This is a genomic window from Rhodopseudomonas parapalustris, assembly GCF_053772255.1.
Map to the genome: position 1 here is coordinate 113,285 of NZ_JAMKBZ010000002.1, position 13,999 is coordinate 127,283.

General features: G+C 67.0%; 14 protein-coding genes and 1 other RNA gene. 11 read left to right on the forward strand and 4 right to left on the reverse strand.

What is annotated here, in order from left to right; all coding sequences use genetic code 11:
* Nucleotides 1–29 precede the first annotated feature (29 nt).
* The 4 genes from ptsP to M9H71_RS02550 all read left to right on the forward strand — a co-directional run bounded on the left by ptsP (nt 30) and on the right by M9H71_RS02550 (nt 5,451).
* A complete protein-coding gene (gene ptsP / locus M9H71_RS02535; protein WP_455403541.1) occupies nt 30–2,297 on the forward strand; it encodes a phosphoenolpyruvate--protein phosphotransferase in 2,268 nt (755 codons plus the stop codon).
* A 52-nt stretch (nt 2,298–2,349) separates the two neighbouring features.
* Nucleotides 2,350–3,435: a peptide chain release factor 1 gene (gene prfA, locus M9H71_RS02540; RefSeq protein WP_164606813.1), complete on the forward strand. Its 1,086-nt coding sequence runs from the start codon at nt 2,350–2,352 to the stop codon at nt 3,433–3,435.
* On the forward strand, nt 3,432–4,298 hold the full coding sequence (prmC, locus tag M9H71_RS02545; protein WP_455403542.1) for a peptide chain release factor N(5)-glutamine methyltransferase: 867 nt from the start codon (nt 3,432–3,434) through the stop codon (nt 4,296–4,298). Before prfA ends, prmC begins: the two co-directional genes overlap by 4 nt.
* 451 nt (nt 4,299–4,749) lie before the next feature.
* Complete coding sequence (locus M9H71_RS02550; protein ID WP_455403543.1) at nt 4,750–5,451, forward strand: DUF4167 domain-containing protein; 702 nt, start codon at nt 4,750–4,752, stop codon at nt 5,449–5,451.
* 120 nt (nt 5,452–5,571) lie between these two features.
* Here the strand turns inward: M9H71_RS02550 and M9H71_RS02555 are convergent, their stop codons facing one another.
* Nucleotides 5,572–6,342 (reverse strand): class I SAM-dependent methyltransferase, encoded by a 771-nt coding sequence (locus M9H71_RS02555; protein WP_455403544.1) that lies wholly within the window; start codon nt 6,340–6,342, stop codon nt 5,572–5,574.
* Between the two features lie 180 nt (nt 6,343–6,522).
* Between M9H71_RS02555 and gloB the strand changes: the two genes are divergently transcribed.
* Both gloB and M9H71_RS02565 read left to right on the forward strand, forming a co-directional pair.
* On the forward strand, nt 6,523–7,290 hold the full coding sequence (gene gloB, locus M9H71_RS02560; protein WP_455403545.1) for a hydroxyacylglutathione hydrolase: 768 nt from the start codon (nt 6,523–6,525) through the stop codon (nt 7,288–7,290).
* The gene (locus tag M9H71_RS02565) at nt 7,287–7,724 is read left to right on the forward strand and encodes a cupin domain-containing protein (protein WP_455403546.1); all 438 of its coding nucleotides are present in this window, start codon (nt 7,287–7,289) and stop codon (nt 7,722–7,724) included. Before gloB ends, M9H71_RS02565 begins: the two co-directional genes overlap by 4 nt.
* Nucleotides 7,725–7,851: 127 nt before the next feature.
* On the opposite strand, the gene M9H71_RS02570 is transcribed toward M9H71_RS02565, so the two are convergent.
* Genes M9H71_RS02570 through M9H71_RS02580 form a run of 3 tightly spaced genes read right to left on the reverse strand, consistent with a single transcriptional unit; the run spans nt 7,852 to nt 10,143 of the window.
* Nucleotides 7,852–8,790: a sugar kinase gene (locus M9H71_RS02570; RefSeq protein WP_455403547.1), complete on the reverse strand. Its 939-nt coding sequence runs from the start codon at nt 8,788–8,790 to the stop codon at nt 7,852–7,854.
* Nucleotides 8,787–9,719, reverse strand: a complete 933-nt coding sequence (gene nudC / locus M9H71_RS02575) for an NAD(+) diphosphatase (protein WP_455403548.1) — start codon at nt 9,717–9,719, stop codon at nt 8,787–8,789. The genes M9H71_RS02570 and nudC overlap by 4 nt, the downstream gene beginning before the upstream one ends.
* Before the next feature lie 4 nt (nt 9,720–9,723).
* Nucleotides 9,724–10,143, reverse strand: a complete 420-nt coding sequence (locus M9H71_RS02580; RefSeq protein WP_455403549.1) for an HIT domain-containing protein — start codon at nt 10,141–10,143, stop codon at nt 9,724–9,726.
* Between the two features lie 188 nt (nt 10,144–10,331).
* Between M9H71_RS02580 and ffs the strand changes: the two genes are divergently transcribed.
* The 5 genes from ffs to M9H71_RS02605 all read left to right on the forward strand — a co-directional run bounded on the left by ffs (nt 10,332) and on the right by M9H71_RS02605 (nt 13,974).
* An RNA gene (gene ffs, locus M9H71_RS02585) (signal recognition particle sRNA small type) lies at nt 10,332–10,428 on the forward strand.
* Between the two features lie 185 nt (nt 10,429–10,613).
* Nucleotides 10,614–12,494 carry a DNA polymerase III subunit gamma/tau gene (locus M9H71_RS02590; protein WP_455403550.1) on the forward strand — a complete coding sequence of 627 codons (1,881 nt, stop codon included), beginning with the start codon at nt 10,614–10,616 and terminating at the stop codon, nt 12,492–12,494.
* 21 nt (nt 12,495–12,515) lie between these two features.
* Nucleotides 12,516–12,836, forward strand: coding sequence for a YbaB/EbfC family nucleoid-associated protein (locus M9H71_RS02595; protein ID WP_455403551.1), 321 nt, complete (start codon nt 12,516–12,518; stop codon nt 12,834–12,836).
* Between the two features lie 96 nt (nt 12,837–12,932).
* Complete coding sequence (recR, locus tag M9H71_RS02600; protein WP_455403552.1) at nt 12,933–13,538, forward strand: recombination mediator RecR; 606 nt, start codon at nt 12,933–12,935, stop codon at nt 13,536–13,538.
* A gap of 19 nt (nt 13,539–13,557) precedes the next feature.
* A complete protein-coding gene (locus M9H71_RS02605) occupies nt 13,558–13,974 on the forward strand; it encodes a hypothetical protein (RefSeq protein ID WP_455403553.1) in 417 nt (138 codons plus the stop codon).
* Nucleotides 13,975–13,999: the final 25 nt, after the last annotated feature.

The window sequence follows — 13,999 nt, forward strand, 5'->3', positions numbered from 1 at the left end:
GGCAAAGCTCGCAGAGGAGATTGCGACCCATGCGGAGCACGTCGGGCGGCCCCCGCGTCTTGCTGAGACGGCTCCGCGAAACCATGGCGGAGCAAGTTTCCGCGCAGGAGCGCCTCGACAAGATCGTGGTGCTGATCGCGGCCAACATGGTCGCCGAAGTGTGCTCGGTCTATGTGCTGCGGATCGACAACACCCTCGAACTCTACGCCACCGAAGGTCTGAACCGCGAGGCGGTGCACCAGACCGTGCTCAACGCCCATGAAGGTCTGGTGGGTCTGGTCGGCGCGGAAGCGACGCCGCTGAACCTGTCGGACGCGCAAAGTCATCCGGCGTTCTCGTTCCGCCCGGAAACCGGCGAAGAAATTTACCACTCGTTCCTCGGCGTGCCGATCCTGCGCGCCGGCAATACGCTCGGCGTGCTGGTGGTGCAGAACCGCGCCAAGCGCACCTATGTCGAGGAAGAGGTCGAGGCGCTGCAGACCACCGCGATGGTGCTCGCCGAGATGATCGCTTCGGGCGAATTGTCGGCGCTGGCACAGCCCGGCGCCGAGCCGGCGGCGCGGCACTCGATCCACAAGACCGGGGCGGTGCTGTCGGACGGTATCGCGCTCGGCCACGTCGTGCTGCACGAGCCGCGCGTCGTCATCACCAATTACATCGCCGAAGACCTGCCGAAGGAAATCAAGCGGCTCGACGCGGCGCTCGCCAAGCTGCGCTCCGATCTCGACCGGATGCTGGAGCGCGGCGACTTTGCCGAAGGTGGCGAGCATCGCGATGTGCTCGAAGCCTACCGGATGTTCGCCAATGACCACGGTTGGTCGCACAAGCTGCACGAGGCGGTCGCCACCGGCCTCACCGCCGAAGCCGCCGTCGAGCGCGTGCAGTCCGACACCAGGGCGCGGATGCTGCGCTCGACCGATCCGTATTTGCGCGACCGGCTGCACGACCTCGAGGATCTCGGCCACCGGCTGATGCGCCAGCTCGTCGGGCAGGATCATGCGCCGTCGCGTGAGCAGCTTCCCGACAACGCCATCCTGATCGCCCGGTCGATGGGACCGGCGGCGCTGCTCGACTACGATCGCAAACGGCTGCGCGGCCTGGTGCTGGAAGAAGGCACCGCCAATTCGCATGTCTCGATCGTGGCGCGGGCGCTCGGCATCGCCGCGGTCGGCGAGGTGCCGAACGCGCCGGGTATCGCCGATCCCGGCGACGCCATCATCGTCGATGCCACCTCGGGCTCGATCTATGTGCGGCCCTCCGCGGAAATCGAATCCGCCTATGCGGAGCGGGTTCGGTTCCGCGCCAGGCGACAGGCACAGTATTCGGCGCTGCGCGATCTGCCCTGCGTCACCAAGGACGGCCAGCCGATCGATTTGATGATCAACGCCGGCCTGACCATCGACCTGCCGCATATCGAAGACACCGGCTCGTCGGGCATCGGCCTGTTCCGCACCGAGCTGCAGTTCATGGTCGGGCAGAGCCTGCCGCGGTCGTCCGATCAGCTCGCGCTGTATCGCGCCGTGCTTGACGCCGCCGGCAACAAGCCGGTCACCTTCCGCACTCTCGACATCGGCGGCGACAAGGCGCTGCCCTACATGGAGACGGTGGTCGAGGAGAACCCGGCGCTGGGCTGGCGCGCGATCCGGCTCGGGCTCGATCGGCCCGGTTTGCTGCGCAGCCAGATCCGGGCGCTGCTGCGTGCCGCGGCCGGGCGTTATCTGCGGGTGATGTTTCCGATGATCTCGGAGGTCGCCGAGTTCGACACCGCCAAGACCATCGTCGAGCGCGAGCTGACGTACTTGCGCCAGCACGGCCACACGCTGCCGGAGCGGGTCGACGTCGGCACCATGCTGGAAGTCCCGGCGCTGCTGTATCAGCTCGACGAGCTGTTCAAGCGCGCCGATTTCGTGTCGGTCGGCTCCAACGATTTGTTCCAGTTCCTGTTCGCGGTCGATCGCGGCAATTCGAAAGTGTCGGAGCGGTTCGACACGCTGTCGGCGCCGATCCTGCGGGCGCTGCGCGACATCGTCCGCAAGGCGCGCGCGGCGAAGCGCTCGTTGTCGCTGTGCGGCGAGATGGCGTCGCAGCCGCTGGCGGCGCTGGCGTTGATGGCGATCGGCTACCGCTCGTTGTCGGTGTCGGCGTTGGCGCACGGGCCGGTCAAGGCGATGATTCTCGGCCTCGATCTCGCCAAGGCGGAGGCGATGATCGGGCCGCTGCTCGACGCGCCGGCCGGTAGCGTTTCGATTCGCGACAAGCTGACTGAATTCGCCGAAGCACATCAGCTCGCCTTGTAGCGACGCGGCTGCCCTCCGCCCGTCGTGTTTTCGCGTTCATCCGAGATCGTTCATGTCCACACTGCCCGAAGCCAAGCTCGACGTCCTCCTCGCGCATCACGCCTCGCTCGAAGCCCAACTGATGGGGCAGGTCGGCGCCGAGGATTACGTCCGCATCACCCGCGAATTGTCGGAGCTCAATCCGCTGGTCGAGGCGGTCAAGAGCTATCGCGAGGTTCGCGACGAACTCGGCGAGATCGACGAACTGCTGGAAGATCCGGCGACCGAGCCGGAGATGCGGGCGATGGCCGAGGCCGAGCGTGACGCGCTCGACGCTCATCGCGACGAACTGATCCAGCAGATCCGCATCGCGCTGTTGCCGAAGGATGCGATGGACGAACGCAACGTCATGCTGGAAATCCGCGCCGGCACCGGAGGCGACGAGGCCTCGCTGTTCGCCGGCGACCTGTTCCGGATGTACGAGAAGTTCGCGGGTCTGCAGGGCTGGAGCGTCGAAGTGATTTCGGCCAGCGAAGGCACGGTCGGCGGCTTCAAGGAAATCATCGCCGAAGTGAAGGGCCGCGGCGCCTTCGCCAAGCTGAAATTCGAATCCGGTGTGCACCGGGTTCAGCGCGTGCCCGACACCGAAACCCAAGGCCGCATTCACACCTCGGCCGCGACGGTGGCGGTGCTGCCCGAGGTCGAGGATGTCGATGTCGATATCAAGCAGGAAGACCTGCGGATCGAGACGATGCGGGCGCAGGGCGCCGGCGGCCAGCACGTCAACAAGACCGAGTCGGCGATCCGCATCACCCATTTGCCCACCGGCATCGTGGTGATGATGCAGGATAGCCGCTCGCAGCATAAGAACCGTGCTTCGGCGATGAACATCCTGCGGTCGCGAATCTACGACGCCGAACAGCAGCGGGTCGACGCAGCGCGCTCCGCCGAGCGCAAGGCCAAGGTCGGCTCCGGTGACCGCTCCGAGCGGATCCGCACCTACAACTTCCCGCAAGGCCGTGTCACCGATCACCGCATCAATCTGACGCTGTACAAGCTGCCGCAGGTGATGGCCGGCGAAGGCTTGGGCGAACTGATCGATGCGCTCACCACCGAGCATCAGGCGGCGCAGCTCGCCGAGCAGGGCGCCGCGGCGTGAGCGAAGTGCCGACGATCGCGTCCGCGCGTCGTCGTCTTGCCCGGCAATTCCAGAATGCAGGCATCGAGTCCGCCGCGCTCGATGCTCGTCTCTTGGTCGGCGAGGTTGCCGGGCTCGATCTCACCGGGCTGATCACGCAGGCCGAACGTGTGCTGACGAGTGTGGAGACCGAACGGCTGCAGGCATTCGCGGCGCGGCGGCTCGCCGGCGAGCCGGTGGCCCGCATCCTCGGGGTACGCGAGTTCTGGGGGCTGCCGTTCGAACTGTCCGCCGACACGCTGGTGCCGCGACCCGATACCGAGATGGTGGTCGAGGCCGCGCTCGCCGTGCTCGGCGAGCAGAATGCGGCGCCGCGGATTCTCGATATCGGCACCGGCAGCGGCGCGATCCTGCTGGCGCTGCTACATGAACGACCGGATGCGACCGGCGTCGCCACTGATATCAGTCTCGGCGCGCTACGTGTCGCGCGCTGCAACGCAGCACGGCTCGGGGTTGCTGATCGCGCCTGCTTCGTGGCCTGCAACTACACGGCGGCGCTGCGCGGTCCGTTCGACCTGATCGTGTCCAATCCGCCGTACATTCCGGCGGGCGACATTGCCGGGCTCGACCGCGAGGTGCGCGAGTACGACCCGCACCGGGCGCTCGATGGCGGCGCCGACGGGCTGGACGCCTACCGGAAAATTATCCCCGAATCGTGCCGGCTGCTGCAACCGGACGGCGCGTTGGTGGTTGAGATCGGACAGGGCCAGGAAAGCGATGTCGGCGCCCTGATGCGGGATGCCGGATTAGCCCTTTCGGACCCGTTCCGAACTGATTTGTCAGGGATTTTCCGGGTCGTCACCGGACGGCTCGTCGTCGCCTGATATCGGAACAAATTGCAAAAAACAGCTTGGAATATCGGCCGAGAGCGACTACGTTCCGGTCCAGATATCGGTCAGAGCGGCTGGCCCCGCGGTGCGGAGTGGGGCATTTTGGTTTCGACGAGAGCCCCTGACCGAATGGGTTCCACACGGTGGCTTTGATCAAGCGCGAGAGGCTGGGACAGCCGCGCAGCTTTCAGCCGCGGAGCGCACGAAAGCCTAACGACTCACGCTTGAAGAACTCACGCGAGACGAGCTGAGCCCTGTAGCACGGGCTCGAAGAATTGATCCGGCCGGCGGTGCGACGGTCGCCGGATTTGGAGAACGCGTCTTTGTTGAGCGCGACACACGGCATTAGCGATTCGAGACTGATGGGCTGTTCGGACGGGCGGGGTCAGACCTGCGCTCAGCGCAGCTATGCCTTGCAAAATGGGGTTCGGTAAGAAGGTTGGACATGAGAAACGGGCAGAACAATAAGCGGCTGCGTAATCGGAATAACGGCGGCAACAATAACAACAACAACCGGCGCGGCCAGAATCCGATGACCCGGGTGTTCGAGTCGAACGGCCCCGATATCAAGATCCGTGGTACCGCTTCGCATATTGCCGAGAAGTACGTTCAGCTCGCCCGCGATGCCCGCTCTTCGGGTGACCCGGTCGCGGCCGAGAACTACTACCAGCATGCCGAGCACTACTTTCGTCTAATCGCAGCGGCTCAGGAGCAGTTCCGGCAGAATCAGCCGCAGCCGCGAATCGACAACGACACCCTGGACAACAACGACGACGGCGAGGACGGCGAGTTTTCGAACTTCGGCGCCGAGCCGGGCCTGGTGCCGGTGCAGCAGCCGCAGCCGTATCAGCAGCGCGAGCAGCCGCAGCCCTACCAGCCGCGCGAACAGCCGCAGCCGCGCGAGCATCGCCCGCAGCCGCAATTCGTGCCGCGCGAGCAGCCGCAGCCGGTAGCCGAAGGTGTCGACCGCCTGCCCTCGTTCATCACCGGTCCGCAGCCCCAGATTGGTCCCACCGCGTTCGATGGCAATAGTGGCGGAGGCGAGCGCTTCCCGCCGCGGCGTCGGCGCCGTCCGCGCGGTGAGCCCGCGGCAGCGCAGGCCGTCGCCCCGGCTCCGTCGGGCGAGGATGCCGGCGCCGGCGAGTAAGCCGTAGCGCCCGGCCGCCATCGGGCCGAACACATCATACGAGGCCGCGCCGTGGGTGCGGCCTTTGTCGTTTCAGCAGGGTGTCGTTTCAGCAGGGTGTCGTTTGGGCGAAGGGGCGTTTCAGCGCGGCAGCGGCGGTGCGTCCGGCTCTTCGGCCTGCAGCGGCGTCGGTGACGGCACCAGCGACGGCTCCAGCGACGGGATCAGCCGGATCCGTTCGCGTTTGACCGGCTGAGCGCGCACCACCTGCTTGGTGGCCTCGACCACATGCACGCCGGCCAGCGGCAGCGAGGCGGCGGCGCCGACCCGCTCCCAGGCCGACGCCGAGCGCAGCAGCCAGCTCTGCGACAGCGGCGGTACGAACAGCGCTTCGCTCCAGGCGGTCGGCGTGAACCAGGTTCGGCGCAAGAGGTCGGCGATCTGCGAGCGCGAATACGGGCGGCCGTGGCCGAACGGGGTATTGTCGAGCCGCGCCCAAACGCCGCGGCGATTGGGCACCACCGCCAGCAGCCGACCGGCCGGCGCCAGCACCCGCCACACCTCGCGCAGCAGCCGTTCGGGATCGTCCGACATCTCCAGCGCGTGCACCAGCAGGATACGATCCACCGCAGCGTCCGGCAGCGGCAGTGCGTGCTCGTCGACCAGGCTGGACAGCGTCGATCGCGCGGTCGGCCATTTCAGCACGCCTTGAGCGGCCGGCATGAAAGCGATGCAGCGCTCGCAGCGGTCGCGGAACAGGCCGAGATACGGTGTCGGATAGCCAAAGCCGAGTACCCGGTCGCCGCGCGCATCCGGCCATCGCGACTGGATGCCGCGGTTGATCAGCCGTCGTGCTACGATACCGAGCCGGCTCGTGTAGAACTCCCGCAGGTCCACGACGTCGATTGTCATGATGACTGTTTATCACGGTGTCGCATGGTCCGGCAAAGCCGCCCCCTGTCTGGTTTACGGGGCTGTGACCGCTTCATTTCGTCTCGGTCCGCCCCCATGTTAGGATTCGACACTGCGTGACGCCGGCGACAGAAACGGCGCCCGGCACGCTCCTGCCGCCTTCAAGTTTCCGGAGATCTCATGCCCGCCGACATCCGCATCGTTCCGTGTCTCACCGATAATTTCGGCTATCTGATCCACGATCCGGCCACCGGCGCCACCGCCTCGATCGACGCGCCGGAAGCCGCCCCCCTGATCGCCGCGCTGGACAAGGAAGGCTGGAAGCTGACCGACATTCTGGTCACGCATCACCACGGTGACCATGTCGGCGGCATCGCCGAGCTGAAGGCGAAGTATCAGTGCCGCGTCCATGCGCCGCACGACGCCAACGCCAAGATCGCCGACGTCGATGTCCGGCTGCAGGAAGGTGACGTCGTCAAGATCGGCGGCCTCACCGCGCGGGTGCTGGAGACTCCCGGCCACACCCTCGATCACATCTCCTATGTGTTCGACGACGACCGCGCGCTGTTCGCCGCCGATACGCTGTTCTCGATCGGCTGCGGCCGGGTGTTCGAGGGCACCTATCCGATGATGTGGGAGTCGCTGCTGAAGCTGCGGGCCCTGTCGGACGATTTCAAACTGTATTGCGGCCACGAATACACCGCCTCCAACGTCAAATTCGCGCTCGGCATCGAGCCGGACAACGCCGATCTGCAGGCCCGCGCCAAGCAGGTCGAAGCGCTGCGCGCCGAAGGCAAGCCGACGATTCCGGTAACGCTCGGCGAAGAGAAGAAGGCCAACGTGTTCCTCCGCGCCGACGTGCCGTCGGTCGCAGCCGCCGTCGGCTTGGCGGGCGAGAGCGCCGCCGACGTGTTCGGCGAACTGCGCGAGCGCAAGAACAACGGGTGAGCGCGGTGTCCCTCAGCGCCGCCGAGGTGATTGCGCGGCTCGGCCTGCAGCCGCATCCGGAGGGCGGGCATTATCGCGAGACGTTTCGCGATTCCCGCTGCGACGCCAGCGGTCGCAGCTACTCGACCGCGATCCACTTCCTGCTGCGTGCGGGCGAACGCTCGCACTGGCACCGGATCGACGCGGTCGAAGTCTGGCACTATTACGCCGGCGCGCCGCTGATGCTGGAGATCGCGGGCGATGACGGCCCCAAGGCGGTGACGCTCGGCGCTGATGTCGGCGCCGGGCAGCAGCCTCAAGCGATCGTGCCTCCGCACGCCTGGCAGGCGGCGGCGTCGACCGGCGACTGGACGCTGGTCGGCTGCACCGTGGCGCCGGGCTTCGATTTCGCAGGCTTCGAACTCGCGCCGCCCGGCTGGGAGCCGGCGCGATGAAGTTCGTCGCGAGGATGAGGCTGGAGGATGGGTTCGCGCGCTGCGCGTGACCCATCGCAACAAACCAACGAGCAGAATGATGGGACAAGGCGGAGGGCGCCTGACCCATCATGCGAGTCTGGGTGATTTACAGCGCGCCCACCGGCGATTTCGCCAGCAGTTCGTCGACTTCGGCGCGGGTTGGGCAGGCAAAGGCGCCGCCGGGGCGGGTGCATTTCAGAGCCGCGGCGGCAGAGGCGAAACGCAGCGCGTGGGCGATGTCCTGGCCTTCGCCGAACGCCACGGTGAAGCCGCCGTGGAAGATGTCGCCGGCGCCGAGGGTGTCGACCGAGTGCACCGGAAACGCCGGGGTTTCGCGGAACTGCTTCTTGTCGTCGAGCCACAGCGTGCCTTTCGGGCCGCGGGTGACGGCGACGAATGCCTTGGTCAGTCGCGCCAGCTTCTTCAGTGCCTCTTCGTCGTCGTCTGTGCCGGCGGTGGCGTGCAGCGCCTCGGCCGAGCAAATCAGATGCGAGGCGGCGGTCAGCAGGCCCTCGTTCATCGCCATCGCGTTGTCGACGTCGACCACCACCGGGATGCCGCGCCGCGTCGCTTCGGCGCACAGCGGCGTGACGAAGCTGGAGCAGCGGCTTTCGGTGAGAATCGCGTCGCAGTCCTTTAGCAGCGCGTCGGCGTCGGGCAGCGCGACCTTCCACAGCCCCGGATCGCGGAAGGTGACAATGGTGCGCTCGCCGGTCGGGTCGACCAGCACGGCCGAAATCGGCGTCACCAGCCCCGGCATGTGGACGAGGTGGGTCGCGCCGATGCCTTCCTCGGCGAGCTTGTCGAAGATGAAGCGCGCAGCGGCCTCTTCGGCGTCGCCCATCGGCCCGCACATCTGCGCCTTGCCGCCGAGCCGGGCGATGCCGATCGAGGCGTTGAGCGCGTTGCCGCCGCAGATCTCGCCGAACGCGCTCGCCGGCACCTTGTTGCCGCGGCCGGGCACAGCCTCGACCCGGAAGGTGAGGTCGCGCACCGGAATGCCGATGCACAAGATGCGCGGCTCGCGCTTGACCGTGTCGCTCATGAATTGTCCTCCAGCCAGCGGCCGAGCAGGTGGTGCGCGATCGCGAACGGATGGGGCCCTGCCAGCCCGTCCGGATGCGTGCGCTTCAACATCTGCGCGGCCTCGTCACGGGAAAACCATCGGGCGTCTTCTAGTTCCGTGCGATCGACGGTGATGGCCTCGGTGGTTGCGGTCGCGGTGCAGGCGATCATCAGCGACGACGGATACGGCCACGGCTGCGTCATGTAGTAGCGCACGTCCGTGCACAGAATGCCGGACTCCTCGACGATTTCGCGGCGTACCGCATCCTCGATCGTCTCGGCCGCCTCGACGAAGCCGGCGAGGCACGAATACATCCCGGGCGGAAACTGCTTCTGGCGGCCAAGCAGGCACTCGTCGCCGTTCGTCACCAGCATGATCACCACCGGATCGGTGCGCGGGAAGTGCTCGGCCTTGCAGGACGGGCAATCGCGCTTCCAGCCGCCTTGCGACATCGCGGTGCGGGTGCCGCAATTGGCGCAATAGCCGTGGCGCTGATGCCAGTTGACCAGCGATTTCGCCATCGCGATCGCCGAGAGCCGCTCGACCGGCAGCATGCCCTGCATTGCGAGGCCGCGCAGTTCGGCGAGGCCGGCATCCGGCCGGCCGGCGAGCTTGTCGGCGGCAGGGCCGCCGATCCCCATCCCGAACACCGCCGCGCCATTGCGCAGGCCGAGAAAGATCGTGCCGGGATTGGCGCCGAGCGCCAGCGCCTCCTTGATGGTCAGCTCGGCGCGCGGGCCGCTTGGTTCGTGCTTCACCAGCAGCGAATCGCGGTGCACCACATAGGCGCGGGTGTCGCTGCGCTCCTCCAACGCCATCAGCTTGGCGTCGTTGCCGCGCAGATGCGCGGCGCGGTCGAGCACATGGGTGACGAAAGCGGGTTGGCCGAGCGGAAAGGACGTGCTCATCGGCTCAGCTCAGCCAGACCTTGCGGCGGAGCAGATTGATGAACTGCTGCACCTCTTCGGCATCATGCGCCAGCGGCGGCATCACTCCCCACACCGGCCGCGGCCAGGCGGCGTCGCTGGAGCGCCGCGCGATGATGTGGATGTGGAGCTGCGGAACCAGATTGCCGAGCGCCGCGACATTCAGCTTATCGCACTGAGTGATGTCCTTGAGTGCGCGGCTGACGCGGCTGATCTCGGTCATCAATTGCGCCTGCGCCACCTCGTCGAGGTCGATGATCTCGCTTGCGCCGGGCCGGCGCGGCACCAGCAGCAGCCACGGATAATGCGCGTCCTTGATCACCAGCACCCGGCTGAGCGGCAGGTCGCCGATGTTGATGGTGTCTTGTTCGAGCCGTGGGCTCAGCGACCAGTCGGAGGAGGACATTGCGGTTCCATTGGCCCGTTGTGGGAGCGTGGGCTCTTGTCTGTGGCGGGGACGGCCGCGCGGCCGCCCGCCAGTCATACCAAGCCGCCCGGACCGGCGGAAGCGCCAGCTAGCCGAAGGTCGAAGGCGTGCCGAAGGGCGGGACCGGCGACTTGCATTCGGTTCGGTTTGGCGCCAAATAGGCACCGGGAGATTGGCGGTGGACGAGCCTCTCGCCAACCGGGTCAGGTCCGGAAGGAAGCAGCCCTAACGAGGTCTGGATCGGGTCGCTCGTCAGTCTCCTACCTCATTTTGCGGCCATGCCGCCTCCAGCTTGGAGGCGCCGCGGCCGGACGAAGGTAGATCAGGATCGGCCGATGCCGGTCCGGTGTGAGGGGTGTTCCGGGCCAGCCACATGATCCTGCCCCGTCGCCAGCGCCCCGCTCCCTTCCGCAAGCCCGCCCCATTGACGCAGCATTGCGGACCGACCGATGAGTGACTCTGGCCTTTCCGCAACGCCGCCCGCTGCTCTCGAGCAGCAGGGAAGCACCAGCGCGCCGGCCGGCGCCTATCGGGTGCTGGCGCGGAAATATCGCCCCAACAGCTTCGAGGATCTGATCGGCCAGGAAGCGGTGGTCCGCACCGTGTCCAACGCGTTCGATACGGGCCGGATTCCGCAGGCCTGGATTCTCACCGGCGTCCGCGGCGTCGGCAAGACCACCACCGCGCGCATCCTGGCGCGTGCGCTGAACTACGAATTGCCGGACGGTTCGGTGAAGGGACCGACCATCCACATGCCGGTGCACGGTGTGCACTGCAAGGCGATCATGGAAAGCCGGCACATGGACGTGCTGGAGATGGACGCCGCGTCGCATACCGGCGTCGACGATGTCCGCCAGATCAACGACAGCGTGCGCTACGCCCCGGCCTCGGCGCGCTACAAGGTCTACATCATCGACGAAGTCCACATGCTGTCGACGGCGGCGTTCAACGCCTTCCTGAAAACGCTGGAGGAGCCGCCGGAGCACGCCAAATTCGTGTTCGCCACCACCGAGATCCGGAAAGTGCCGGTGACGGTGCTGTCGCGCTGCCAGCGTTTCGACCTGCGCCGGGTCGAAGCCGATGTGCTGATGGACCATCTGTCGAACATCGCCCAGAAGGAAGGTGTCGAGGTCGAGCCGGAAGCGCTCGGCATCGTCGCCCGCGCGGCCGAAGGTTCGGTGCGCGATTCGCTGTCGCTGTTCGACCAGGCGATCGCGCATGCCGCGGGGGTGGTGCGGGCGGATGCCGTGCGGCAGATGCTCGGGCTGGCCGACCGGACGCGGGTGATCGAACTGTTCGACGCGCTGGCGCGCGGCGACATCGCAGCCGCGTTCGCCGAATTTCGTGACCAATACGACACCGGCGCCGATCCGGTGGTCGTGCTGTCCGATCTTGCCGAATTCGTCAATTTCGTCACCCGCGTGAAGATCGTGCCGGCGATCGCCGACAACGTCGCGTTCGGCGAAACCGAGCGGGTGCGCGGGCGTGAGTTCGCCACCAAGCTGTCGATGCGGGTGCTGTCGCGGATGTGGCAGATGCTGCTGAAGGGCATCGCCGAGGTGCAGGGCGCGACCCGACCTGCGGCGGCGGCCGAGATGGTGCTGGTGCGGATCGCCTATGCGGCGGACCTGCCGACGCCAGACGAAGCACTGCGGATGCTGCAGCAAAGCGGCGGCGGCGATGCGCCGGCGATTCCGGGCGGTGGCGGCGCGCGCGGCGGATCGTCCGCGCCGGTCGCCTCGGCCGCATCTTTGTCCGCTCCGAGCGCGTCGATGCCACGCCGCACACCCAGCATGGGCGCGGCATCCATGAGCGCCGCATCGGCGCCGACGATGCTGCGTGGCGGGCTCGACAATGCGGCGCGCTCGCCGGTCAGCGCACCGGCGCCGGAGCCTGAACCGCCGGCGGTGAAGATCACTACGTTTCCGCAGCTCGTCGCGCTGGCATCGGAGAAGCGGGACGTGATGATCCGCCTGGCGCTCGAAGCCGACGTGCGGCTGGTGCGAATCGAGGACGGGCGGCTCGAACTGGCGCTGGAGCCCACCGCGTCGCGCAGCCTGATCAACGAACTCGGCCGCAAGCTCGAGCAATGGACCGGGCGGCGCTGGACCGTGATCGTATCCAACGAGCCCGGCCAGCCGACGCTGCGCCAGCAGAGCATGGCGCAGCAGAACGAGCGCGAGCGTGCGGCGGAGAACGATCCCCGCGTGCAGGAAGTGTTGGCGCGGTTTCCCGGCGCCAAGCTGACGGTGCGGCGCCTCGCCTCCGAGCCGGTGGAGATCGAGTCTGATATGGACGATCCCTCCGAGCAAATCGACGACGACGATTAGCGATCTGAAAGGAAACCGATCATGGCTGATTTTCTCGGCATGATGAAACAGGCGGCCCAACTGCAGTCGAAGATGAAGGCGATGCAGGCCGAGCTCGACGGAATCGAGGTCGAGGGCCTGTCGGGCGGCGGCCTCGTGAAGGTGCGGATGAGCGCCAAGATGGAAGTGCGCGGCATCACGATTGATCCGTCGCTGATCAAGCCCGAGGAGCGCGAAGTCCTCGAAGATCTGCTGGTGGCGGCGCATGGCGACGCCCATCGCAAGGCGGAAGCGGCGATGCAGGAGAAGATGCAGGCGCTGACCGGCGGCCTCGGCCTGCCGCCCGGGCTCGGCCTGGGCTAGTCTTCGCGACCTTTCCGATTCGCGCCGGACTGCCGCGCTTCGGCGGCGGCAACGGCGCATCGTCGCGTCCGATCACTCAACGGAGACGGAATCCCGATGGCCGGTGCGGTCGCAGGCCCCGAGATCGAACGTCTGATCCAGTTGCTGGCGCGGCTGCCCGGTTTGGGGCCGCGTTCGGCGCGGCGCGCCGCGCTGCACCTGATCAAGAAGCGCGATGCGCTGATGGCACCGCTCGCCTCGGCGCTGCAGGTCGCGATCGACAAGATCGAAGTGTGTAGCACCTGCGGCAACATCGACTCGCAAAATCCGTGCACGGTTTGCACCGACCCGCGCCGTGATCCCTCGATCATCGTGGTGGTGGCGGACGTCGCGGATTTGTGGGCACTCGAACGCGCCTCTGCCACAAACGGCCGGTACCACGTTCTCGGGGCGACGCTGTCACCGCTCGACGGCGTCGGTCCCGAGGATCTGACGATCGAGGCTCTGGTGAAGCGGGCGCACGATCCCGGCGTCGCCGAGATCATCCTGGCGCTCAACGCCACGGTCGACGGCCAGACCACCGCACATTACGTCACCGACCTGTTGCAGGACGCCAATGTCAAAGTGACCCGGCTCGCGCACGGCGTGCCGGTCGGCGGTGAACTCGACTATCTCGACGAAGGAACGCTGTCGGCGGCGATGCGACAGCGTACCTTGTTCTGACTCAACCGGATTGGACCTGATGACTCGATTCCGTTACCCGCTCTCGACGATTGCCGCGCTCGCCCTGACGTTCGCCGCCTCCGCGGTGTCGGCGCAGGATTCAGCGCAGGCGGCGCTGCCGAAGCCGACCACGCTGCGAGTCGGCGACATCCTCAGTGGCGAGCTGAACGCGTTGAAGACCCGGGCCAGGGGCAAGAAGGGCCCGGTGTATCAGCTCGTCAGCGATCCGCGCCGGTTGCCGGCGCCGTCCGGCCTCTGCAACCTCGAGAACGGCCCGGAAACCTTCCAGATCGTCCCCGCCGACGATGCCCAGGCGGCGCTGCTCAAATCGCACCGCGGCAAGCAGGTCGCGTTGAAGGTCAGCTCGGTTGCGTGCGCCAACGAGCCCGGCCAGATGAGCGAGGCGGTGGTGACCAAGTGGAGTTTGGTGAAGTAAGCGACGGGTTCTCGCAGCCACGGCG